The sequence below is a fragment of the Streptomyces sp. NPDC101227 genome, from assembly GCF_044767545.1.
GTDB lineage: Bacteria > Actinomycetota > Actinomycetes > Streptomycetales > Streptomycetaceae > Streptomyces.
Genome location: NZ_JBIWOD010000002.1, coordinates 340556 through 364808, shown reverse-complemented (window position 1 = coordinate 364808; position 24253 = coordinate 340556). Strand labels below are relative to the sequence as shown.

The window sequence follows — 24253 nt, the reverse complement described above, 5'->3', positions numbered from 1 at the left end:
CCCGGGATCGCGGGGCGGCCGCGCTGCGGACGGGGGCGCCGCGGCCGCGGCGGGCGCCGGGAGCGACACGGAGGCGCCCGTACCCACGAGGACCGCGGCTCCCGCGGATGCCTTGAAGATGTGACGACGGCTGATGGATCCGGAACCGGACACCGGCGACTCCTCACTGCGTGCGCACAGCGCCGACGTGCGTCGGCGTGGCGTATCAACCCGCTGATGGCGTACGGCAGTTAAGCCATCTCCCCGTCATGGCGTCAATAGGTTGAACGTCGAACGAGGGGGGCGACCCTGGGTCGCTTCATGGCGTGTAGCAACTCCGACGATGGCCGATGACTGACCAACGCACCGTCTATACATTCGGTTTATACGTCCCGTATATAGTCTCGAACATGCCTGTTGATCTCGACTCCGGAGCCACCGCCGCTATGGGACGGCGGGCCATCCAGCCCCCCGCGGGAGCACACCGGTGGCCGGGCTGGGTGGTTACCGCAGTGCCCGCGTTGCTGGCACTCGCGCTGAGCCTGTGGGGACTGCTCCGCCAGGGCGCCATATGGCGGGACGAGGCCGCGACATGGACGACGGCCGAGCGCTCGCTACCCGAGATAGGGCACCTGCTCGAGCATGTGGATGTCGTCCACGGGCTCTACTACCTGCTGATACACGCCATATTCGAGGTCTTCGGACCGAGCGTGACGGCGATGCGGCTCCCGTCGGTCGTGGGCATGGTCATCGCCGCGGCCGCCACCGCGGCAATCGGCCGCCGGCTCGCCGGACCCATGGGCGGCCTCTCGGCGGGACTGGTGCTGGCCCTGCTGCCGGCGATGCAGCGCTACGCCCAGGAGGGCCGCTCCTTCACGCTGGTGGCGGCGTTGGTGGCGGTGGCGACCCGGCTCCTGGTGGGCGCGGTGTGCCCGCCGGAGCCCACGAATGCGCGCGACGGCCGGGTGCGGCGGCTCGCGTGGGGGTGGCGCTGGGGCGGCTATACGGCGGCCATGCTCGGCGCCGCACTGCTCAACTGGCTCTCGCTCTTCGCGCTGGCGGCGCACGGCGTGACCGTCGTGATCGCACACCGGACCGGTCAACGCCCCTTGTCGGCGCGGTGGTTGGTGAGCGCCCTAGTGGTCGCATCGGGGACGCTGCCACTCATTCTCGCCAGCCGGCCGCAGGCGGGTCAGGTGGCGTGGATCCGGCCCGCCTCGGCCTCCAGCCTGCTGGGGGTGACCGTGATGCTGGTGGTATCCCTGGCATGTGCCCGAATACCGCGCCGCGAGGGTACGGGGCTGTCCCAGGTCCAGGTGGGTCTGTCGCTGCTCGCCGTGCCGCAACTCGGGCTGCTGCTGGCTTCCTGGCTCGTTCAGCCGCTCTACGCCGACCGCTATGTGCTCTTCTCCTACATCGGGCTGTCGCTGCTGGTCGGCCCCGCCGTCGCCTGGGCGGTGCGGACGGCGGAGTCGCACGGCCGCGCCTCGGGCCGTCGCCGGCGGCGGGTGCGCGGCGAGTTCCTGCTCGCCGGCGTGGTGGCGGTCGCGTTCGTGGCGCTGCTGCCCCTGGAACTCGGCCTGCGGTCCCCGACGAGCCGGACGGATGACGTGCGGGCGGCGGCCACCGAGGTCACGGCGCTCGCCCGCCCGGGGGACGGGATCGTCTTCGTCCCCGACCAGCGGCGTGACGCCGCACTCGTCACGCCCTCCGCGTTCCGCGGCCTCGACGATGTCGCGCTGGTCCAGAGCCCGTTCGCCTCCGGAACCCTGTACGGCATCGAGGCCGCGCCCGCACGCATACGGGCCGCCATGCTGGCCCACAAACGCATCGTCCTCGTCACCGACGGCGCCGGCAGCGGCACCAGCGGTTCCTCCGCGTCATCCAGCCGCCGCGACCTGGTCAAACGCACCGTCCTCGCCCGTCACTTCACCCTCATCGCCTCCGCCGACACCGGGGGACGCCGGGTGACGGTGTACGAACGGGTGAAGTGACGGGCGAATCGCACCGGTTCGGTCAGCGCAGGGGCAACGCCAGCTCGGCCGGATCGGCCGGGGTCGAGCCGAACGACACCTCGCTCCCCCGCGGGGTGCGGCCTCCGTACAGCGGGTCCTTGGTGTCCACGACCAGCGCCATCCGGTGGCCTGCGGGCAGGTCGTACGCGGTGGTGAAGAGCGGGACGTCCAGCGGGAAGGCGCGCCCCGGCTTCTTGCCGGACCAGCTCTGCGGGCCGTGCGAGATCAGCTTCCCCACGCCCAGGGCGTTCACGTCGTAGAGGTAGGCGAACGCCGTGCCCTGCGGTGCGGACGCGGTGACCTGCGTGTGCAACCGCGCGGCGCCGCGCAGGTGTTGCGCCGCCGCGGCGGGCGCCGACTGCCACACGGCGGCGGACCTGCGGGGCAGCAGCGGAAGGAAGACGGTCGGCGGCAGGCCGACGGCCTGGTCGAGGGCGCCGGACAGTTCGGCGACGCCGCCGTCCGCGCCCGAATCCGTGCCACCGGCGATCGGTTTGCGCCAACCGGTCCCGGCCGTGCCGCCGAGCGCTCCGGTGCCGGCGAGGTCAGGTCCGCCCAGCCGCAGGTGTACGGTCCGGGAACTGACGGTGCGCCAGTCCGGGTAGCTCTCGTGCGTCCCGTTCGGCCGGACCTCCAGTTCCACCGGCTTGCGTGGGTCGTCGCTGCCGCCGGTGCCCTTGAGGTGGTGGCCGAGCCATGTGCGCGCGCTCGCCCAGGTGGCGTTGTCCAGCCCCAGCAGGCTCGTCAGCTCCTGTGTGGCGTGGTCTCCGGGGCGCAGTTCCAGCCGCTTGGGAACGGTCAGCCGCTGGTAGAAGGCCGTCATCTGGCTGGGGTTGAAGATGCTGTCGCCCCAGGCGTTGGCCAGGAAGACGGCCGTGCCGTGGGCGTTGATCCGGTCCACGTACGTGGCCGGGGACCTGGTGTGTGCCCAGGCCACGACCTTGGACAGATCTCGGTCGGCGAAGAGGTCCGCCAGCATCCGGGAGAGCTCCGGGCTCTTGCGGCCGGTGGGCGTCTCGACGGCGTCCAGCAGGGCGGCGGCCTGGAGGTGCCGGGTCCGCCCGCTGTAGAGCGAGTCGGTCAGGTCGCCCCAGCCACTCAGCGAGGCGACCGCCTTGATCCGCGGGTCGAAGGCGGCGCCCATCAGGGTGAGGCCGCCGCCCAGGGAGAGCCCCACCATGCCGATGCGCTGCCGGTCGGCGGGTGTGTGGGCGAGGGCCCAGTCGATGACCGCGGACACATCCCCCACGTCCTTGGGCCCGGCGACGTCCACCTCACCGCCGGAGCCCCAGAAGCCGCGCACGGTGTAGGTGACGGCGATATAGCCGTCGGCGGCCAGCTGCCTGCCCTGGGCGATGTACTCCAGGTCGTTCTGTCCCCAGCTGGCGGGCTGCACGACCAGGGGGTAGCGGCCCTTGCGGTCGGCGCCGGGGGTGCCGGGAGCGGGGGTGAACACATCGGCCTTGAGGACGGTGCCGTCCTTCATCGGTATGTCGGCCCTGCGAAACGAAAGCCCAGGGGACGCGGCGGTGGCGGCGGGACCGGAGCGGGGGGCCGCTGACGCGGGCCCCGTGGCGAGGGCGCCACTGAGGGCAAGTGCCGTGACAAGTAAGGACGTTGTCATTCTGCGCCGGCCGTGCTGTCGGCCGGCGGTGCGGCGGGATCGCGCCATCGATGCTCCATCAGGATCTGACCGCGGTGCCACTGCGGCACCCGTGCGGTGCGGTGGTTCGGAGCGTATGGGCGCGCCATCGGTCCTGGTGAGACCATGATCAGCCAAAATTACTCACGGGTAACGCGTTGTCGCTCACGGCCCCGCGAGCGATCGCACGGGCCGGTGGATGGGGGTGTGCGCGCCCGAGAGGGCGGCTCCGCTGCCGCCGCGGCGGTCGGCGACGATCTCCGCGGCGATCGACAGGGCCGTCTCCTCCGGCGTACGGGCACCGAGGTCGAGGCCGATCGGGCTGCGCAGCCGGGCCAGTTCGTTTTCGGTGACGCCGGCGTCGCGCAGCCGCTGGTTGCGGTCCTCGTGGGTGCGGCGGGAGCCCATCGCGCCGACGTAGGCGACCGGGAGCTTCAGGGCCAGTTGGAGGAGCGGTACATCGAACTTGGGGTCGTGGGTCAGTACGCACAGCGCCGTACGGGAGTCCACCTCCGTCGCCTCCAGATAGCGGTGGGGCCACTCGACGACGATCTCGTCCGTCTCCGGGAAGCGGGTCTTCGTGGCGAAGACGGGCCGGGCGTCGCAGACCGTCACGCGGTAGCCCAGGAACTTCCCCACCCGCACCAGCGCCGCCGCGAAGTCCATCGCGCCGAAGACGATCATGCGCGGCGGTGGGACGCTCGTCTCGACGAGCAGCGTCAGCGGACGGCCGCAGCGGCTGCCCTCCTCGCCGATGACGACGGTGCCCGTGCGGCCCGCCTCCAGCAGCGCGGCCGCCTCGTCCGCTGCGGTGCGGTCCAGATCGGGGTGACCGCCGAGGGTCCCGTCGTACGAACGGTCCGGGCGGACGAGCAGGGCGCGGCCCAGCAGTTCGGCGGGGCCGTCGGCGATTCTGGCCAGGGCCGCCGGCCGGCCGCTCGCGGCGGCCGCCAGAGCGGCGGGCACGACCGGGCCGCGGACCGGGGTGACGAGGACATCGATGACGCCGCCGCAGGTCAGGCCCACCGCGAAGGCGTCCTCGTCGCTGTAGCCGAAGCGTTCGCGCACGGCCTCGCCGTCCTCGAGCGCCTGTTGGCACAGGTCGTACACCGCGCCCTCCACACACCCTCCGGAGATCGACCCGATCGCCGCGCCCGTCACGTCGACGGCCAGCGCGGCACCCGGCCGCCGGGGCGCGCTGCCGCCGACTGACACCACGGTGGCGACGGCGAACTCGCGGCCCTGCTCGGCCCATCGGTTCAGCTCGTCAGCGATGTCCAGCATCTCGGTCTCCCTTGCCGGGGCGGGGCGCGGCCGGCCGTCGGCGCGTTCACAACAACCCGTCGAGGGTGAGGGGCAGGGAACGGATCCGCTTCCCCGTCGCGTGGTAGACGCCGTTCGCCACCGCGGCCGCGACGCCGACGAGGCCGATCTCGCCGACTCCCTTGGTGCCGATCGGACTGCCGCGGTCCGCTCCGCCGACGAACACGACGTCCATGTCGGGGATGTCGGCGTTGACGGGGATGAGGTAGTCACCGAACGTTCCGTTGGCGATCCGGCCGCTGGGCGCATCGGTGACGGTGTCCTCGAACAGCGCCATGCCGATCCCGCCGACCGTGCCGCCGACGATCTGGCTGCGGGCGGTCTTCTCGTTGAGGATGCGGCCGCCGTCGATCGCGGACACGATCCGGGCGACGCGGATCAGCCCCAGGTCCGCGTCCACCCGGACCTCGACGAACTTGGCGCCGAAGGCTCCCGACAGCGCCATCCCCAGGTCGTCCTGGGACGCCGGCGTGCTGCTGCCGTCCGCCGTCAGCTCGGGCAGTCCGTGCCGGCCGAGGATGTCCGTGTACGACTCGCCGCGCGCGGGCCGCCCGGCCAGATGGATGCGCCCCTCGGTGACCTCCACCATCTCGGGCGACGCACCGAACAGCGGGGAGTCGCCGTCCTGGCCGGCGAGGCCGACGAACAGCCCGACGAGCCGCCGGCACGCGTCGAAGACGGCATTGCCGAGCGCCGCCGTCAGACCGGAACCGCCGGCCTGGGGCGCGAAGGGCATGTCGGAGTCACCGAGATCGAAGCGGACCCGCTCCAGCGCGAGGCCCAGACACTCCGCGGACAACTGCGCCATCACGGTGTACGTTCCGGTGCCGATGTCGGTGGCGGCACTGCGTACCAGGGCGCTGCCGTCTCGCCTGACCGTGGCCTGCGCACGGCAGTCCGTCGCGTACCACGGGTAGCTGACGCCGGCCATGCCGTACCCGACGAGCCAGTTCCCCTCCCGCATGGAACGGGGTTCGGGACGGCGGGCCGACCAGCCGAACCGCTCCGCGCCCACCTCGTAGCACTCGCGCAGCGCGTTGCTGGACCAGGGCAGCCCCGACTGCGGGTGGACCTCGGCATAGTTGCGCATCCGCAGCTCCAGCGGATCGATGCCCAGCACGTAGGACAGCTCATCGAGAGCGGACTCCAGCGCGAAGTTGCCCTGGGCCTCGCCGGGGGCGCGCATCGACGTCGGGTCGGGGATGTTCAGCCGGGCCTGGCGGTCCTGGGTGCGCACATGGGGGCATGCGTAGGCGAATCCCGACCCCGCCGCGAACGGCTCGAAGTCGTCGTCCTCCATCGCCACCGAGGAAATGCTGCGGTGGTCGATACCCACCAGCTCCCCGCTCCGCGTCGCGCCCAGGGTGATCCACTGGACGCCCCCGGGCCGGTGCCCCACCGAGGTGAACATCTGCGGGCGGGTGAGGACCAGCTTGACGGGCCGCCGCAGCAGCCGGGCCGCGGCGACGGTGAGAATCACATGCGGCCACACGCGCAGACCGCTGCCGAACGCCCCGCCCACATAGGGAACGAGCACCCGCACCGCGCTCTCGGGCACCTTGAAAACGGCCGCCAGTTGGCTGCGCACCAGCGACGGCCACTGCGTCGTGTCGTAAACCGTCAGCCGGTCGCCCTCCCAGGCCGCGAGCGTCGCGAACGGCGCCAGCGGATTGTTGGTGTTGTCCGGCGTCCGGTAGGTCGCCTCCACCGTGATCTCGGCCGTCGCCAACGCGGCGGCGTCGCCCCGGCTGTGGTCCATCCCCCAGGGATCGCTGATCTGCGGAGCCCGTGGGTCCAGCAGATCCAGCAGGGGCTCGGTGCGCTCGTAGTCGACCTCCACCAGCCGGGCGGCGGCGGTGGCCCGCTCCTGCGTCTCCGCGACCACGAACGCAATGTGCTGGCCGTGGTGCAGAATCCGGTCGTCCTGCATCGGCGCGGGAGGCGACGGCCCGATGTCCGTCATCGGCCCCCGATCCAGCCCGGGCATGGTGGCGTGCGTCAGCACAGCGAGCACACCGGGCGCCGCCTCGGCCGCCGAGGTGTCCATCCGTACGATCCGGCCCGCCGCGATGGTGCTCTGCACCAGCGCCCCGTACGTCTGCCCCGGGATGTCGAAGTCCGTCGGATAGGGCGCGGCGCCGGAGACCTTGCGGGGACCGTCCACGCGGTTGACCCCGGCGCCGACCACCGGAGCGCTCTTGACCGTACTCATGCCGCAACTCCCGCCACCGTCTCCAGCGCACGGACCAGGGTGCGCTTGGCGAGCTCCACCTTGAACGCCGTACCCGGCACCGTCCACGCCCCGAGCACGGCCGACTCCGCCGCCCGGCGGAGCGTCCCGCGGACAGCCGGCGCGCCCCGCAGCTCGCGCTCAACGTCCCAGGCCCGCCAGGGCTTTGATCCCACACCGCCCAGGCCCGCCCGAGCGTGCACGATCATGCCGTCGGACACCACCAGCGCCACCGCCGCCGACGTCAGCGCGAATTCGTACGACGCCCGGTCGCGCACCTTCACATAGCTCGTCCTCGCCCCGGCCGGCAGCAGCGGAACATCCACGCCGGTGATCAACTCGCCGTGTTCCAGGACGTTTTCCGACTCCGGGCTTTCCGCCGCCGTGCGGTAGAACTCCGTCAGCGGCACCGCCCGCCGGCCCGACACCCCCTGGATCTGCACCACGGCGTCCAGCGCGACCAGCGCGACCGCCAGATCGGACGCATGCGCCGCTATGCACCGCTCGCTCACTCCGAGAATGGCGTGCATACGCGCCGTGCCGGCCACCGCCGCGCATCCCGAGCCGGGAGCCCTCTTGTTGCACTGCGGCACGGCGGGGTCACGAAAGTAGCGGCACCGCGGACGCTGCAGCAGATTCCCGCCGATGGTCGCCATGTTCCGCAGCTGCGTCGACGCCCCCGCCAGCAGCGCTTCCCTGACGAAAGGAAGCCGCGCCCCGACCACCAGATCGGCCGCCAGCTCCTCCATCGTCACCAGCGACCCCACGTGCAGCACCTCGCCATGGGGCTCGATTCCGTGCAGCGGCAGCCGCGTGATGTCCACCAGAAGCCCCGGGTCCAGCACCCCGTCCTTCATCAGATCGAGCTGCGTCGTACCGCCCGCGAGAAACGCCGCCCGCGGATCACCGGAAACCAGCCGCACGGCCTCACCGGCATCCCCCGCCCGCACATACTCAAGCGTGGACATCGCCACCACCTTCCGCGGCCTCGCGAATGGCGGCCACCATGTGCGGATAGGCGCCACACCGGCACAGATTCCCGCTCATGAACTCGCGGATCTCCTCGTCCGAACCGGCTCGCCCCTCCTTCAGCAAGGCCACCGCGGACATGATCTGCCCCGGAGTGCAAAAACCGCACTGGAATCCGTCGTGGTCCACAAATGCCGACTGCACCGGATGCGGCCCGTCCGCACCGCCGATCCCCTCAATGGTCGTGACGGCGCGCCCCTCACACTGCGCCGCCAGCGACAGGCACGCCAGCACCCGCTTCCCGTCCACATGCACCGTGCACGCCCCGCACGCCCCCTGATCGCAGCCCTTCTTCGTGCCCACCAGCCGCAAACGGTCACGCAGGGCATCCAGGAGCGTCATCCGGGCATCCAGTCCCACCGTGTACGACCGCCCGTTCACCAGGAGCGTGACCACCCGCTCACCGGGACGTGCCGCGGCCTCCGTACCCGTCGCGTCCGCCATCACGCGTCCTCCGAATCCCTCGGAAACAACGCCGGCGCTGCACTCGCCTCATCAATCCCGCGAAATTCCCCGTCCCACCGATATACGAGCCGTTATGCGAACACGCCTGGGCCGTGAAAGACCGGCCGGGCGGCACAGAGAACTCGGCCGGCTCTTCTCACGGTACGCCCGACAATCCCCCCCGGCACGGTGTGCGGGGAGTCACTCACTCAGCTGGGACGTGAGGAGGTGGGCCCGCTCCCCCGCGTCCTCCGGCAACGACGCGACGAGGTGCCGGAGCGGCTCCCGGTGTTCGCCGATCAGGTGCGGGTACGTGAGCCCGATCGCCCCCTCCACCTGGATCGGCGGCTCGGCGCAGCGGCTGGCCCGTACCAGGACCGCGGACGCCTGGGCGGAGGCCTCCAGGCCGAACAGGGCTCTGACCGCGTCCGTGCGCAGGTCCATGTCCAGTGAGCCGTCGAAGATCAGCTGCTCGAGCGCCGCGACGAGCCGCTCGTCCGGTGCCTGCGATCGTTCGAGGCAGCCCCATGCCGCCTGTACGGCGCATGCGCGGACCGCGGGCGCAGCGTCCTGCGTGCGCAGCGCAACGGTGACCGCTTCCGCGTCCTCGGGCTCGCCGAGCTCCGCCAGGACGTCGAGCGCGCTCGCGTGGTTCGCGCCGGCGCCGGTCCCCGGGCTCAACGCGGCCGCGGACGGTGGCTGGGTGAGGACGCCGCGGGCGATGGCGAGCGCCTCCGGCGCGTGCTCGCCGTCGTCCAGGCCGAACCGGATGAGCCCGTCACCGTGGTGGAAGTGGTCGAGCGCGATCCCGACGGCCACCGGCCGACCGCTGTGCAGCATGGTGCGGAACGCCCGGCGATGGGATGTCTCGCCGGTGGGTGACCGCAGCTCACCGTGCGCCGCGCGCAGCTCCGCGCTCTCCGCCTCGCACCCTTCCCAGTGGACGCTGTGCGGTCCGGCGGCCAGCGCCTCGCGGACCTCATCGGCGGCGGTGGAGCGTTCGTCCCGCGACCAGGCCTCGACGAGGCGTGCCAGCAGGGGCCGGTGGGCGTAGAAGCGCATGCCCGACGCCAGCGCCGCGGCGGCCTCCTGCCGCACCCGCCACTCCGCGTCCCCGGTCGCGCGTACCAGCACCGCGGTCGCCTCGGCTCCGGGCGTATCGCGCAGTGCGGTGACCGCCTCCAGGCGCTCACCGCACTCCTCCGACCGGGCGACCAGCGCGGCCAGCCGGTCATCGGGGGTCTCCTGGTCCTCCAGGATGTCCCGCGCCGCTTCCAGGGCGTTCTCCCGCAGCCACCCGTCCGGCATCCGTTCCAGAACCGCGGCGATCGCCGGCGCGTCCCCGTCCTCCAGACCGCCGCGCAGCAACGCGCCCAGCGCGCTGGCGTGATTCGCGCCCTCGATGGTGCGCTCGTCCCTGGGCCGGGGAGGGTCCCGGAGCAACTGCCGGGCAACCGCGAACACTTCCTCCGCATGGTCCTCGAGCGCATTGCCCCCGACATACCGCTCCGTCATCTCGGCGCGGTCGTAGAAATCCAGCGCGATGCCTCTGGCGACCGTGTCGTCGCTGCGCAGCAGCGTCAGGAACCCCCGATGGAATTCCTCCGCGGTCGAGGGGGGTTTCATCGCCCGGTAGGCGTCGCGCAACTCCGGATCGTCGAAGTCGGCGCGCCAATGCCACGACGTGAACTCCAGCAGGAAGATCGTAGTGAACACGGCCCGATGAGAACATCTCACGTTCCTTGTGTGCCAGTGGAATTCGCCCTGCCTCGGCCGGCCGCCGAAAGGGGCCGACGGGAGTCCGCTTCGTCGACGGACGTGCCGCGGGTCGCGTCGGCCGTGACGCGCCGGGGCCGGGGCGTAAACGGCTTGCGGCGGGAAAGGGTTATAGGGCCACACCGACCTTGATCCGCATTCCTCGCAGGGGAGGAACGCCTGGGATGAACGGTGTCCCGATACGCCTGGATCCACGACTGGAACCACCGCTGGCATCCCTACTGGAGTCCACGGACTTCCTCCATTCGCTCGTCGATGCGCTGGGATCGCCGCTCAATGTCGTGCTGCCCGACCAGATCGCGGCGAACGTCGAGCGCTTCCGCTCCGCCTATCGCCGGCACCGCCTCTCCGGCCAGGTCTTCTTCGCGCACAAGGCGAACCGGTCCAGCGCCCTGGTGCGACGCCTCGCCTCGACCGACGCGGGTATCGACGTCGCCTCGCTGAGGGAGCTGCAGCACGCCCTCGGCGCCGGCTTCACACCGGACCGGATCGTGGCAACGGGGCCGAAGGATCCGGAGTTCCGGTGGCTGGCGGCCCGCACCGGGGTCACCATCAGCGCCGACGGGCCGGGCGAGCTGGAGGACCTCTCCGCGTTGGTGCGCAAGCACGGCCTGCCCCGGCTCCGGGTGGTGCTGCGCCTGTCCGGCTTCGAGGCAGCGGGGGTCAAGGTGCTGTCCCGGAAGAGCCGGTTCGGCTCCTCCCCGCGGTCGCTGGACCGGCTGCTGGACGCCGTCGAACGCCATGCGGACGTCCTGTTGCCGATCGGCGTCGCGTACCACCTCGACACCACCAGTCTCGAGGAGAAGGCGACGGCCCTGGACGGCTGCATCCGCGCCATGGCCGAGCTGTCACGCCGGGGCCTGCGCCCTCGGGCGATCGACATCGGCGGCGGCTTCGGCGTCAACTACCTTGCCGACCGGGCACAGTGGGACCGCTACACCACCGAACTGACCCATGCCGTTCTGGGCAGGCGCCCGCCCATGGCCTGGGGCGGGCACGGCTACGGTCTGCGCGCCGAGCACGGCACGCTCCGCGGCTCCTTGAGCCTCTACCAGGCGCACCGGCCGCTCGCCGGCGCCGATTACCTCGACCGGCTGCTGTCGCTCCCCGCGCCGTCACTGGGGCGCCCGCTGGGGACCCTGCTGCTGGAGAACCTCTACGACCTGTACACCGAGCCCGGCCGGGCGCTGGTGGACCAGTGCGGGCTCTCCCTGGCGAGCGTGCTGGAGGTTCGCCGTACGGACGCGGGCGAGCGGCTGGTGCGTCTCGCCATGACCGCGAGCGACGTCAGCCTGGAGGAGCACGGCGTCCTCATGGATCCCGTACTCCTCCCTCGTACGGGCGGGCCGGCCGGCGCCGTGAAAGCCGTGGAAGCCACGGACTCGGCGCGCACCGAAGAAGCCGAGGGGCCGGTGGGTGTGTATCTCGGCGGGAGCCTGTGCCTGGAGGCGGACCTGATCAGCCGGAGGCTGGTGTTCCTGCCGCGCCCGCCGCGGCCCGGTGATCTGCTGGCCTTCGCCAACACCGCCGGATACTGCATGGATTTCGGCGCCACGCACGCGCAGCAGCAGCCCGTCGCGCGCAAGGTCGCCGTCCATCGGGACGCCGGCTCCTGGCGGTGGTGCCTCGATGAGCAGTACTGGCCGATCACATCTCCTGGGGGGCAACAGGCATGAGGTACGACAGCATCACCGAAGTCATCGGCAACACTCCGCTGGTGCGCCTCGACCCCGCCGTGCACGGTCTGCGCCACATCGACCTCTACGCCAAGCTGGAGATGCTCAATCCCTTCGGATCGGTCAAGGACCGGGCCGCCTGGAGCATGGTGCGGCCGGGTCTGTCCGGGGCCGGGGAACGCGGGGAGACGATCGTCGAGCTCTCCAGCGGCAACACCGCGAAGGCGCTGGCCGTCATCGCGGGCATGCACGGGCTGTCGTTCAAGAGCGTCACCAACCGGATGCGGGTACCGGAGATCAAGGACCTGCTTCTGCTGCTCGGCGCCGAGATCGAGGAACTGCCCGGACAGACCGAGTGCCTCGACCCGTCGAGCACGGACGATCCGCTGACCGTGTTCCACCAGGAGCTGTCCAGACCCGGCAGCGCCCACCTGCACACCGACCAGTACTTCAACGCGCTCAATACCGAGGCGCACGCGGCGGGCACCGGCCCGGAGATCGTCGCGGACCTCGGCGGCCGCGCCCCGGACTGGTTCATCGCCTGCGTGGGCACCGCCGGTTCGTCCACCGGGGTGGCCAGGGTGCTGCGCGAGCACGATCCGGGGGTGCGGGTCGTCGGGCTGGTCGGGCAGAAGTCGGACTTCATTCCGGGGATCCGCAATGTCGACGAGGTGCACGAGGTCGGGCTCTTCGACCCGGCCACGTACGACGCCATCGAAGCGGTGAGCGCGGACGAGGCCATCGACGGGATGCTGGCGCTGGTCCGCCGCTGCGGCATGCTGGCCGGGCCCACGGGCGGAGCGGCGTACCACGGGGCGGTACGTCATCTGCGCGCGGCCGATGCGGAGCTGGCCGGCACGGGCCGCCGCGGTACGGCCGTCTTCATCGTCTGCGACCGCGTCGAGAGCTATCTCAGCTACGTCCGGCAGCGCCGGCCCGAGCTGCTGGGTCTCGCGCCGGTGCGGAATTCCGTGGCCACGCTCACCGACGCCGAGGTGCGGGCCGCCACGGTCATCGACGTCGCCGACGCCCAGAAGTGGATCGCGACGGAACGGCCACTGGTGGTCGATCTGCGCGGCCCGTTCGCCTACGCCGCGCTCCATATCGAGGGTTCGGTCAATATCGTCGATGAGCTCTTCGACGAGCTCCTGCGCGGCGGGCTGCCGTTCGGCAAGCGGCAGCCCGTGCTGCTGGCGTGTCCGGTCGGCGAGAAGTCCGTCCGCTATGCCGCTCTGCTGACCCGCATGGGCCATCCGGACGTCCGCAGCCTGGCCGGGGGCATCATCGCCTGGCGGGACGCCGACGCGCCGCTGGTGCGTGACTGACGTGGTCTCGCCGCTCGACGACCTCAGATCCTGGCAGCGGGCGCTGCGCGAGCAGTTCCCGATCATCGTGGGGCATCCGGGACTGGCCTATCTGGACAGCGCGGCCACCGCACAGAAGCCGGGGGCCGTACTGGATGCGGTACGCCGCTACCTCACCACCTCCAACGCCAATGCGGGCCGGGGCACCTACCCCTGGGCCAACGCGACGACGGCGCTGGTGGAGCGGACCCGCGACCGGGTCAAGGAATTCCTGGGTGACCCGGACCCGGACCGCTCGGCCGTGCACTTCACCAGCGGCGCCACCGAAGGGCTGCGGATCGTCGCGCGCGACTGGCTGACCTCCTGCCTCGGTGACGGGGACGAGATCGTCGTGCCCTTCGGCGACCATCAGGCGAATCTGTCGCCGTGGCTGGAAGCGCGCGACCAGCTGGCTCGCCAAGGCGTCGGCATCCGGGTCCGGGAGCTTCCCTACCAGGCGGCGTCCGGCGACTACGACCCGGCGGCGCTCGCCGGGGCGGTCGGCCCGCGCACGCGCTTCGTCGCGGCCACCCATGTGCACCACGTCTACGGCGGCGACATGAACGTGCGGCGCATCCGCCAAGCGGTCGGGCCGAAGGTGCCGATCTGCCTGGACGCCGCGCAGAGCGTCGGCCATCTTCCGTTCTCCCTGGCCGGTCTCGATGTGGACTTCGTGGTCTTCTCCGGGCACAAGGCGCTGGCCCTGCCGGGCTCCGGTGCGATCTGGTCCCGTGACGTGCGCGGGCCCGCGTTGCGTCCCGGCGGCTGGAGCGGCACCCCGAACACGGTCGGCATCGCCAGTCTGGAGGCGGCCCTGGACTGGCTGGACGCGGCGGGGCTGGAACGGATCGAACGGTGGACCGTCGCCCTGGGCACCAGGCTCACCGACGGACTGAGCCGGCTGCCCGCCTACGAGGTCCTGGGCTGCCGGCTGAGCCTGGCCGCCGCGTCCCAGGCACAGCGGCGCCGCAGCATCGTCACCTTCCGTCATCACAAGATCGACTCCAACGACCTCGGATTCATCCTGTTCAGCCACGGTTTCATGGTGCGGTCCGACGGCCACTGCCAGGCCGGTTCGGAGGGACGGGACGGCGCCGTACGGGTCAGCCTGCACATCCACAACACGGTCGAGGAGATCGACTCGTTGCTCTCGGTGCTCGCCAATCTGCAATGATTCCCAATACCATTAGGTGGGGGCTGAGCGAGAGAACAGGGGCTGCACGACGGCATGGGACTGAGCATGGCGACGGCCGCGCACTGGGTGGAGCGCTGGGAATGCCAGCAGCAGCGCTACGCGGTCGATCGCGAGGAGAGATTCACGGTCATCGCCGATGTGGTCGAGCATGTGACAGCGGGTCACCGCGATCCCCTGGTCGTCGATCTCGGCTGCGGCCCCGGTTCGCTCGCGGCGCGCCTGGCCGGGCGGCTGCCGGACGCGGAGATCGTGGCCGTCGACGCCGACCCGCTGCTGCTGGAACTGGGCAGGACCCATTACAGCCACGCCGCGCGGTACGTCGACGCGGTGATCGGGGCGCCCGGCTGGCTCGATGCCCTCGGCCTGGACCGCCCGCTCGATGCGGCGGTCTCCACAACGGCACTGCACTACCTCGACGAGCCCACGCTCCGGCGGGTCTACGGTCAGCTCGCCGCCGCGCTGCGCCCCGGCGGCGTGGTCATCAACGGCGACCACCTCCGCCCGGACGGCGTGCAGGTCCGCGAGATCGCCGCGGACGTCGGACGCCGCCGGGCCGAGCGACAGCGGGCCTTCGCCCACGAGGACTGGGCCGACTGGTGGACGGCCGCGGGGACGGACCCGGAGCTGGCCGACCTCCTCGCCGAACGCGGCGAGCGCCCGCCCGTACACGCCCAGGACAACGACGTGACGTCCTCGGCACACATCGCGCTGCTCCACGAAGCGGGGTTCGAACACGCCGGGTCGGTGTGGCAGTTCGGCAACAGCCACGTCCTGGTCGCCGTCCGATGAGCGGCAGGCCGGGCGCCGCCCGCGCGGGCTCGGCCCGGCGTACGGGAGGATCCTCGGCCGCCCGCTGACGGCGGGGCCCGCCGCCGCCCCGCGGACGGACCGCATCCGCACGGTCACGCCCGGCCGGTACCGGCGGCGACTCCCGCGCGGCGTGCCGCGCGCCGTAGGTGTAAGCAGGAGATATGCGCTTCCGGCACGGCCGCACCTCCCGGCCCGGCAGGGCCTGGCGGAAGGGTCATGGGTTGCTCATCATCCCGTTGGCGATCATCGCGGCGGTCACGATGATCGACATCAACTCCCCGACGACCATCCATCTGGGTCCGTTCCTGGTCGCGGCGCCCGCCATCACCGCCTCCTTCGCCGGCGCGGTGCTCACCGGCGCCATCGGCGCCCTCGCCGTGACCGCCCAGGTCGTCATCGGCCTCCTGCACGGCGGCCTGATGACGCCGAACCACCAGGCGCAGATCGCCGCCCTCGTCGTGATCTCGGTGCTCGTCACGCTCTTCCGCTATGTGCGCGACCGGCGCGAGCGGCAGCTGGGCCAGGTACGGTCGGTGGCCTTCGCGACGCAGCAGGTCCTGATGCGGCCGCTGCCCGGCAGGATCGGCCCGTTGCGGATCGCGTCCGTCTACATCGCGGCGGAGGCGGAGGCCGAGATCGGCGGCGATCTCTACGCGGCGGTGCCGGCCCCGGGCGCGACCCGCCTGGTCATCGGCGATGTCCGCGGCAAGGGTCTGCCCGCGATCGACGAGGCCGCGCTGCTGGTCGGGGCCTTCCGCGGCTCCGCCTACCGGGACCTTCCGCTGCCCGGCATCGCGGCCCATCTGGGGAACTCCGTGTACTGGAACATCGTCCACCTCGCCGACGGCGAACCGGAGAGCCAGGAGTCGTTCGTGACCGCGCTGGTGTTGGACATCCACCACGACGCCCCCGCCCTCAGCATGGTGACCTGCGGACATCCGCCGCCCCTGCTGCTACGGGACGACACGGTACGGACGCTGGACGCGAGCGAGCCCGCGCTTCCGCTGGGCCTCAGCGCCACCTCGGCCGGCGAGTACAAGGTGGAGACGTTCGGCTTTGAGCCGGGCGATCTGCTCCTGCTCTACACCGACGGCGTCATCGAGGCCCGCGACCGCACCGGAACCTTCTACCCGCTGACCGATCGGGTCGCGGTCTGGGACGGGTCCGGCCCGCAGTCCCTCGTGCGGCACCTCCATGACGACCTGCTCCGGTACGCCGGCGGCAGGCTGGGCGATGACGCGGCCATGATCGCGATTACCAGGTGCCGCTGAAGCGCGAGGGCGTCAGGCGCCGCCGCCACCGGGGAGCGGCCGCGAGCGGCGCGCACCCCCGGCCGCTTGCGCGCCGCTGCCGCAGGCTCAGCGCCGGCACTTCTCCAGCGCGTCGATGTAGTTGTGGATGAAATGGTCACGGACGCCGTCGGAGGCGGGTGCGAGCATGTCGGCGGTGTAGCCCTTGGCGTGGTCGAGGAGGCCACCGATCACGGGCATGGCGTCGTGCAGCTTGCCCTTGGAGTCGATGTAGCGCAGGGCGTCGACGTGGTGGAAAGCCGGCTCCGGCGGGAGCTGGGCCACGACGTCATTGTTGTTCACGAAGCGGTACATCCGGTTGGCGAAGGCCGTGTTGAACTCCTGGGCCAGCAGCCGGTCGCAGGTGCGCGGCTGGCCGAAGGTGTAGATGCCGTCGGCCGTCAGACGCGGCTCCTCGAAGTGCAGGCGGGCGCCGGCGAGCATCGCCAGCGCGCCGCCGAGGCTGTGACCGGTGAACCAGATGCTCTGGCCGTTGTCGCGGAACTCGCCGAGGGCCTTGCGGACCTGCGGCCAGATGGAGTCCAGCGCCTCGCCGAAGCCGTAGTGCATGAACCCCTTGCCGCCGGGGCCGGGGCAGGGCGGGGTGGTGGCGTCGGACAGCCAGTCGCGCATCTGCTCCGGTTCCGTCCCGCGGAAGCCGGTGATGATCATGTGGTCCCCGGCAATGGTGTACGCCTGGGTGTCCTCCAGCGGGAACGGGGGCCGGAACTGGGTGTGGTGGTGGCGCACCCGGTCGAAGCCCCATTCGCGGGCCTTGCTCTCGATGGTGCTCTCATCCTTGTAGGCGAGATCGGCCGCGTGAGCCATGCACAGGGCGTGGCCGATGCTGTAGCCGGTGGCCTGGTGGTCGAACGTGACGGCGGTCAAGGGGGTGGCTCCTCGGGGCAACGGGGGCGCCGGCCCGCGGCCGGCACCGACAGCGACGATTACGCAATGGCGTGTACCGACTACAGAAAGTAGCCCCTGCGCGTCTCCGCGCCCCTGATTTCCCAGGCGTGGCGCCACCCGAACCGCACCGGAGCCGCCAATGGCCGCGATGCCGCCCGCGGGCGGTCGGAGGCGTGGGCGCGGGGCCGGACTGACGACTTCTCAGGGGCTCGAGCGGAACCGGAGATCATCGCACATTCTTGCGATTTCGGCGTGGTGCGTATGGGGCACAACAGTGCGCGAGGTACAAAGGAGCATGGCCCGAATCTCCGGCCGCTTCTCCTGGCTACCCTTGCGGCGCTGGTTCAACGGTCGGCGCCCGGACGGCGACGGCCGGGGTGAGCTGCGCAAAGGCTCGCCGAAGCCCTCGTCGCGACGCCTGCACTTGCCGGCGAGCGGGCGCAGCGTGGCCGGCCAGATGTTCCTGCTGCAGGTACTGATCGTGGTGCTGCTCATCGTCGCCGCGGTGGCCACATTGCTGCTCCAGTCGCGGAGCGACAGATTCCAGGGGGCGCGCGATCGCTCGCTCGCCGCGGCCGAGGCCTTCGCCCACAGCCCGGGGCTGGTGGAAACGATGCGCGGCCCGAACCCGAGCGCGGTGCTCCAGCCGCTGACCGAGGCCGCGCGCAAACGCGGCGGTGTCGACTTCCTCGTCGTCATGAACCGGTCCGGCATCCGCTACACGCACCCCAAGCCGGGGGAGATCGGCAAGCATTTCGTCGGCACCATCAAGCCTTCGCTGGCCGGCAAGGTCACCATCGAGAGCGTCCACGGCCCGCTCGGACGTGAGGTGCAGGCGGTCGTCCCGGTCATGGACGCGCACGGCAAGGTCGTGGGCATGGTGTCGTCCGGCTTGAAGGTCCGTCGCGTGAGCAGCGCCATCGACCGTCAGCTGCCGGTCGTACTCGGCGCCGGAGCCGCGGCGCTGGCCCTGACCACCGCCGGCACGGGGCTGGCGACCCGACGACTGCGGCGCCAGACCCACGGGCTGGGCCCGGCGGAGATGACCCGCATGTACGAACACCACGACGCGGTGCTGCATGCGGTACGCGAGGGCGTGCTCATCGTCGACGCGGACGGGCAGGTCCTGCTGGCGAACGACGAGGCGCGCCGGCTGCTCGGACTGGCCCCCGACGTGGAAGGGCAGCTGGTCACCAGCCTCGGACTCGCCCCCCGCACCGCCGAACTGCTCGTCTCCGGACGCGAGGTCACCGACGAGGTACTGCCGGTCGGCGACCGGCTGCTGGCGGTGAACAACAGGCCCACGGACAGCCGGGGCGGCCCGCCCGGCAGTGTGGCCACGCTGCGGGACTCCACCGAGCTGCTCGCCCTCACGGGAAAGGCGGAAGCCGCCCAGAGCCGGCTGCGGCTGCTGTACGAGGCGAGCGTGGCCATCGGAACCACCCTCGATGTGCCCCGCACCGCGGAGGAGCTGACCCAGGTCGCCGTGACCTGGTTCGCCGACTATGCCACCGTCGACCTGGCCGAACCCGTCCTGAGCGGCGAGGAGCCGCCTGCGGGGTCGTACGCCGAGGCCCCGGAACTGCGCCGCGTGGCGCTCGCCGGCCTGCGCGACGACCATCCCCTCTACCGGGCGGGCGAGCTGCACAAGTACGCCGAGCCCACCCCGATGGCCACCGGCTTCGTCAGCGGACAGTCCGTGCTCGTACCCGACCTGCGGACCGCGGACAACTGGCGCGCCCAGGACCCCGAACGCTTCCAGCAGGTCCTCAACCACGGATGCCGGTCGCTCATCACCGTGCCGCTCCAGGCGCGCGGTGTGCTCTTGGGGGTAGCCAACTTCTGGCGGTCCCGGGAAAACACCCCCTTCGAGGAGGGCGATCTGTCCCTGGCCGAGGAGATGGCGGCCCGGGCCGCCGTCTGCATCGACAATGCACGCCGCTTCACGCGCGAGCACGCCGTGGCCGTCACCCTGCAGCACAGTCTGCTCCCGCGTGGTCTGCCCGAGCAGAACGCCCTCGACATCGCCCACCGCTATCTGCCCGCACGGACCGGGGTGGGCGGCGACTGGTTCGACGTCATTCCGCTGCCGGGCGCCCGCATCGCCCTGGTCGTCGGTGACGTGGTCGGGCACGGTCTGCACGCCGCCGCCACCATGGGCCGGCTGCGGACGGCGGTGCAGAACTTCTCCACCCTCGACCTGCCGCCCGATGAGCTCCTCAGCTTCCTGGACGAGCTGGTCAACCGCATCGACCAGGAGGCCACGGCGGCGAACGACGAGGCCACCGTCGCGGGTGCCACCTGCCTGTACGCGATCTACGACCCCTCCACCGGCCGCTGCGGTCTGGCCCGCGCCGGCCACCTCCCGCCGGCGCTCGTCCGCCCCGACGGCACCGTGGAGATGCTCAGCCTCCCCGCAGGCCCGCCGCTCGGCGTGGGCGGCCTGCCCTTCGAGGCGATGGATGTGCACCTGCCCGAGGGCAGCAGCCTCGTCCTCTACACGGACGGCCTCGTCGAGGACCGCAACCACGACATCGAGTCGGGAATGCAGAACCTCGCCACGGCCCTGGCACACTCCGGCCGGACGCCGGACGACACCTGCGAAGCCGTACTCGGCGCCCTGCTCCCCGACCGTCAGCGCGACGACATCGCCCTGCTCGTCGCGCGCACCCACCTGCTGGATCCCGAGCGCATCGCCACGTGGGAGGTCCCCTCCGACCCCGCGGCAGTGGGCGAGGCACGCGCGAACGTCACCCGGCAGCTCGCGCTGTGGGGCCTGGAGGAAACGGCCTTCACCACCGAGCTCATCCTCAGCGAGCTCATCACCAACGCCATCCTCTACGCCACCGGCCCGATCCGGGTACGGCTGCTCCACGACCGCACCCTGATCTGCGAGGTCTCCGACACCAGCAGCACCTCCCCCTATCTCCGCTATGCCGCAGTGGAGGACGAAGGCGGCCGCGGCCTCTTCCTCGTCTCCCAGCTCGCCCAGCACTGGGGCACCCGCTACACACCCGAAGGCAAGATCATCTGGGCGGAACAGACTCTTCCCTGAACGGCGCGGGAGGGCTGGAGGGGTGGAGGGCTACAGGGCTACAGGGCTACAGGGCTACAGGGCTACAGGGCTACAGCGAAGAGGACCAGAGGCTTCCGCCGGGAGCGATGGCGAGGATGGCGACGTCGTCGTGGAAGACGCGGGTGTGGCGCGGCAGGTCGGTGTTGAGGAAGTCGATGACGTCGGCCGGGCCCGGTGCCGCATCGCCGGTGAAGCGATGGCGGAGCCGGTCGAGGAGCGGGTAGAAGGCGCCGGTGTCGTCCCGGGCTTCGATCAGGCCGTCGGTGCACAGCAGCAGCACGTCACCGGGGGTGAAGCTGTGGGAGTAGGCGACCGGCCGTTCGTCGGCCAGACCGCCCAGGCCGAGCGGCAGGGCGGGCGGTCCGATCAGAGCGGTCACCTCGCCATCGGAGATCAGGACCGGTTCGATGTGCCCGTGGTTGACGATCGTCAGCCGCTGGGCCGGTGCGTCGTACTCGATCAGGGCGGCGGTGACGAACAGCTCGTCGTCACGGATCTCTTCGGCCGCCCGGGCCATGCTCCGTTCCATGCGCAGGGCGACGGACTGCAGGTCTCCGTGGTCGTAGGCGGCCTCGCGGAAGGTGCCGAGGAGGTCGGCGACGGTACGTACGGCCTTCAGCCCCTTGCCGCGGACATCGCCGATGATGGCGCGCTCACCGGTCTTGGTGGCGCGGATGTCGTAGAGGTCGCCGCCGACCATGGTGCCGACCTCACCGGACCGGTAGAGGCCGGCCGCGAGCACATGTCCCACCTGGTGCGGCACCGGCCGCAGCAGGGTGCGCATCAGGGCTTCGGCCACCGAGTTGGCCCGCACCAGGTGCCGTTCCTGCCGCTGCCGGTGGGCGGCCAGCGCCACACCGAGGATGCCGACCAGGGCGGTGGCGATGTACGCGGCGACATGGTGACTCGCCCACAGCTGGTGGACGTTGCGGCCGGCGCAGCATGCGGTGCCCGCGAGAACACCCTCGAAGACGACGGCGAAGACCGTGACGGCGGCGACGCTCGCGGGACCGAGCGTATAGGCGGCGGCCACCGGCAGCGCGACGAGCAGGGAACTCACCGGCCACTGGGTGGGAGTTACCGGTTCGAGCACGAGGACGAACACGACGTAGGCGGGCGGCAGCCAGCGCATCCACGCGGGCGGACGGAGCACCTCGAAGCCGTTGTCATCCGCGAGCGCCACGCGCCGTGCGGCCAGTTGGCCAAGGCCGGGGCGCCTCACGGCGTGCCCCGGCGTCGTGAGCCACCCGCCGGCTCCGGTGGCATGCCCCGCCCGGGCGGCGGCTTCCTCAGCGTCGCAGGAACAGCACACGCCAACGCCTTCACCACCGTATTCCGCGACGCCTCGTCCCACCGGGCCGGCGTCCGCCCCGGGACCGGATGGTGCAACCGGGGATCATGGCGGATCCGCTCTAGGTACACGCCCGGGAGCTGTGCGCACGGATCCTGGCACGACCGTGACCAAGGGCCACAGCCTGACCGAGCCGAAGAGCCCAACCCGGTGATTACGCCGTCAGCGGCGTGTCACACGCAGCCTCCGTCACCGGCCGGCTGGCCGACCCGCCAACCGGCCGGCGAAGTTGCCGGGGCCCGGCGCGTCGGCCGGGCGACTGCGGCGGCATACTTGCCCCTCGGCGCGACGCGATCATTCCCGCAGATGAGGAGCAGTCATGGCCGACCAGCCCGCCGCCGAGAAGACAACCTTCAAGACCGTCTTCGAGGTGGGCCCCGCCGCCCTGGAACAGGCGCAGGGCATAGCCGACACGTTCCAGCACGCGATCGCTCCGGCGACCGTGGACTACGACTTCGGTGAGATCAGCGGCGCGGCGAGCGCCGTCCCCGACAGCTCGACGGTCAAGATCATCCGCGGCTGGGGACTCCAGGAGACCGCGCCCACCGGCGTCATGGTCCTCTCCCTCAAAGAGGCGGTCCGCCAGGCACTGACCCACCCCTTCGGCAACCCCGCCTTCTGGGAGAAGACCGAGGCCGCGCTCACGGACGCCTTCACCGGCCTCGGAGAACAGGAGGGCACGCACCTCTCGTTCTACGGGGACTCGGCCGACAGCACGAGCTACTACTACAACCTGCTCTTCGCGCTCCAGGACGAGGAAACCGAGGACCACGTCTACGCCGTCGCCTTCTGCGCCAACATCACCGTCGCGCTGGACGCGGCGAAGGCCCGCATGCTGACCCTCGATGACGTCGCGCAGTACACGATCCGGCTCAACGCGATCGCCCTGCGCCAGAAGCTCCGCCCCGCTGCCTGATCGACGCTCAGGGCGTGGAACGGCACTCCTGCGTGCCGCTCCACGCCCTGACCCGTCGCGCACCTTCAGCCCGTTCGACACGCACCGCCCTCGTTGCTCACTCCCTCACCCGCCTCCTCACCTCATCACCGCTTCCCGCCCTTGACGTCCACCGGTCGGTCGTCATGGAGCTCGCGGAACAGCCGCCTCGCCCGCGCCGTGTCCCAGACCACGGCGCTGCCCTTGGAGGTGGGAATGCCGACGCCGGACACGGGAGCGTTGATCTGCTTGCCGCGCCCGCCCGTCACGTTGCCGATCGCCCGGAACATCGCCAGGAGGTCCAGCAAGCCGGTGTCCCGGTCGGCAACGAGCGTGTCCAGACCGGCGTTCAGGGCGGGATAGAGCGCGAACGGGTTGAGCATGGTGTCCGGCGCTCCGGCACGGTGGGCGAGGGCGGAGAGGAACTTCTGCTGATTCCGGGTACGGCCCAGGTCACCCTGGGCCTCCTGGTGGCGCTGGCGGACGAAGGCGAGCGCCGCGGTGCCGTCGAGGGTCTGGCAGCCCTTCTTGAAGTCGGCTCCGGACTTCTTGTCCTTGAGGTTCCGATCGAGGCAGATCGGGACCCCGTCGACGGCGTTGACGAGGTTCACGAAGCCCGCGAAGCCGACCTCCACGTAGTGGTCGATCGTCAGCCCGGTGCTGTGCTCGATGGTTCCCACCAGCATCTTGGGGCCGCCGAGCGCGAACGCCGCGTTCAGCTTGTTCTTCGCCGGGGGGTGGCGTTTGCCCGTCATGGGGCTGGTGTAGCCCGGGATGGTCAGCCAGGAGTCGCGCGGCAGGCTCACCATCGTGGTGCCGCCCGCGCCGGTGTGCAGCAGGATCATCGAGTCCGTGCGCCGGCCGCCGGCCGATCCGGTGTGCAGGTCCTGCTTCTCCCGGTCGGTGAGGCCTTCGCGGCTGTCGGACCCGACGAGGAGGTAGTTGGTTCCCTTGCCGGTCCGGTCGGACCGTTCCGGCGCACCGAGGTCGACCGTGCTGTTGAGCATGCTGTCGGCCCAGGCCAGGGTGCCGGCGGGGATGGCCAGCAGTGTGACGAGCAGGGCCACGGCGATGCGCCGCAGTGGCCGCCGTCGCCGGGAGCGGTGGGACCGGCGCCTCGGGGCGCGGCCGGGAGGGGCGGGGGGGGGGGGGGGCGGGGGGCGCCCCCCCCCCCCCCCCCCGGGCGGGGGGGGGGGGGTGGGGGGTCGATCGCAGGGGACTAGTGGGAGAGG

General features: G+C 71.5%; 17 protein-coding genes. 8 read left to right on the top strand and 9 right to left on the bottom strand.

Translation table 11 applies throughout. The features are described 5' to 3' along the window. Window positions 1-389 precede the first annotated feature (389 nt). Window positions 390-1973: a hypothetical protein gene (locus tag ACIRPT_RS05440; RefSeq protein ID WP_403822561.1), complete on the top strand. Its 1584-nt coding sequence runs from the start codon at window positions 390-392 to the stop codon at window positions 1971-1973. 22 nt (window positions 1974-1995) lie between these two features. On the opposite strand, the gene ACIRPT_RS05435 is transcribed toward ACIRPT_RS05440, so the two are convergent. The 6 genes from ACIRPT_RS05435 to ACIRPT_RS05410 form a co-directional block, all read right to left on the bottom strand. After that, complete coding sequence (locus ACIRPT_RS05435; RefSeq protein WP_403823373.1) at window positions 1996-3618, bottom strand: CocE/NonD family hydrolase; 1623 nt, start codon at window positions 3616-3618, stop codon at window positions 1996-1998. A 183-nt stretch (window positions 3619-3801) separates the two neighbouring features. Next, window positions 3802-4920 (bottom strand): XdhC family protein, encoded by a 1119-nt coding sequence (locus ACIRPT_RS05430; RefSeq protein ID WP_403822558.1) that lies wholly within the window; start codon window positions 4918-4920, stop codon window positions 3802-3804. A 46-nt stretch (window positions 4921-4966) separates the two neighbouring features. Then, window positions 4967-7171 (bottom strand): xanthine dehydrogenase family protein molybdopterin-binding subunit, encoded by a 2205-nt coding sequence (locus ACIRPT_RS05425; protein WP_403822555.1) that lies wholly within the window; start codon window positions 7169-7171, stop codon window positions 4967-4969. Further along, on the bottom strand, window positions 7168-8157 hold the full coding sequence (locus tag ACIRPT_RS05420; RefSeq protein WP_403822552.1) for an FAD binding domain-containing protein: 990 nt from the start codon (window positions 8155-8157) through the stop codon (window positions 7168-7170). The genes ACIRPT_RS05425 and ACIRPT_RS05420 overlap by 4 nt, the downstream gene beginning before the upstream one ends. Beyond that, window positions 8144-8662, bottom strand: a complete 519-nt coding sequence (locus ACIRPT_RS05415; protein WP_403822548.1) for a (2Fe-2S)-binding protein — start codon at window positions 8660-8662, stop codon at window positions 8144-8146. Before ACIRPT_RS05415 ends, ACIRPT_RS05420 begins: the two co-directional genes overlap by 14 nt. A 201-nt stretch (window positions 8663-8863) precedes the next feature. Beyond that, on the bottom strand, window positions 8864-10378 hold the full coding sequence (locus ACIRPT_RS05410; protein ID WP_403822545.1) for a hypothetical protein: 1515 nt from the start codon (window positions 10376-10378) through the stop codon (window positions 8864-8866). A 224-nt stretch (window positions 10379-10602) separates the two neighbouring features. Between ACIRPT_RS05410 and ACIRPT_RS05405 the strand changes: the two genes are divergently transcribed. From ACIRPT_RS05405 to ACIRPT_RS05385, 5 genes are all read left to right on the top strand, one after another. Then, complete coding sequence (locus ACIRPT_RS05405; RefSeq protein WP_403822543.1) at window positions 10603-12114, top strand: Y4yA family PLP-dependent enzyme; 1512 nt, start codon at window positions 10603-10605, stop codon at window positions 12112-12114. Next, complete coding sequence (locus ACIRPT_RS05400; RefSeq protein WP_403822540.1) at window positions 12111-13439, top strand: pyridoxal-phosphate dependent enzyme; 1329 nt, start codon at window positions 12111-12113, stop codon at window positions 13437-13439. The genes ACIRPT_RS05405 and ACIRPT_RS05400 overlap by 4 nt, the downstream gene beginning before the upstream one ends. After that, on the top strand, window positions 13432-14631 hold the full coding sequence (locus ACIRPT_RS05395) for an aminotransferase class V-fold PLP-dependent enzyme (protein ID WP_403822537.1): 1200 nt from the start codon (window positions 13432-13434) through the stop codon (window positions 14629-14631). Before ACIRPT_RS05400 ends, ACIRPT_RS05395 begins: the two co-directional genes overlap by 8 nt. Before the next feature lie 54 nt (window positions 14632-14685). Further along, window positions 14686-15441 carry a class I SAM-dependent methyltransferase gene (locus tag ACIRPT_RS05390; RefSeq protein WP_403822534.1) on the top strand — a complete coding sequence of 252 codons (756 nt, stop codon included), beginning with the start codon at window positions 14686-14688 and terminating at the stop codon, window positions 15439-15441. 182 nt (window positions 15442-15623) lie between these two features. After that, entirely contained in the window at window positions 15624-16733 is a 1110-nt protein-coding gene (locus ACIRPT_RS05385) for a PP2C family protein-serine/threonine phosphatase (protein WP_403822532.1), read from the top strand. Between the two features lie 87 nt (window positions 16734-16820). On the opposite strand, the gene ACIRPT_RS05380 is transcribed toward ACIRPT_RS05385, so the two are convergent. Beyond that, window positions 16821-17639, bottom strand: a complete 819-nt coding sequence (locus tag ACIRPT_RS05380) for a lipase family protein (protein ID WP_403822529.1) — start codon at window positions 17637-17639, stop codon at window positions 16821-16823. A gap of 316 nt (window positions 17640-17955) precedes the next feature. Here ACIRPT_RS05380 and ACIRPT_RS05375 point away from each other — a divergent pair, with 316 nt between their 5' ends. Then, window positions 17956-20715 (top strand): SpoIIE family protein phosphatase, encoded by a 2760-nt coding sequence (locus tag ACIRPT_RS05375; RefSeq protein ID WP_403822526.1) that lies wholly within the window; start codon window positions 17956-17958, stop codon window positions 20713-20715. 70 nt (window positions 20716-20785) lie between these two features. Here the strand turns inward: ACIRPT_RS05375 and ACIRPT_RS05370 are convergent, their stop codons facing one another. Beyond that, window positions 20786-21919 carry a PP2C family protein-serine/threonine phosphatase gene (locus ACIRPT_RS05370; protein WP_403503466.1) on the bottom strand — a complete coding sequence of 378 codons (1134 nt, stop codon included), beginning with the start codon at window positions 21917-21919 and terminating at the stop codon, window positions 20786-20788. 487 nt (window positions 21920-22406) lie between these two features. Here ACIRPT_RS05370 and ACIRPT_RS05365 point away from each other — a divergent pair, with 487 nt between their 5' ends. Next, on the top strand, window positions 22407-23003 hold the full coding sequence (locus tag ACIRPT_RS05365; protein WP_403503469.1) for a Type-2Aa cytolytic delta-endotoxin: 597 nt from the start codon (window positions 22407-22409) through the stop codon (window positions 23001-23003). A gap of 125 nt (window positions 23004-23128) precedes the next feature. Here the strand turns inward: ACIRPT_RS05365 and ACIRPT_RS05360 are convergent, their stop codons facing one another. Continuing rightward, complete coding sequence (locus ACIRPT_RS05360; protein ID WP_403822521.1) at window positions 23129-24088, bottom strand: LCP family protein; 960 nt, start codon at window positions 24086-24088, stop codon at window positions 23129-23131. Window positions 24089-24253: the final 165 nt, after the last annotated feature.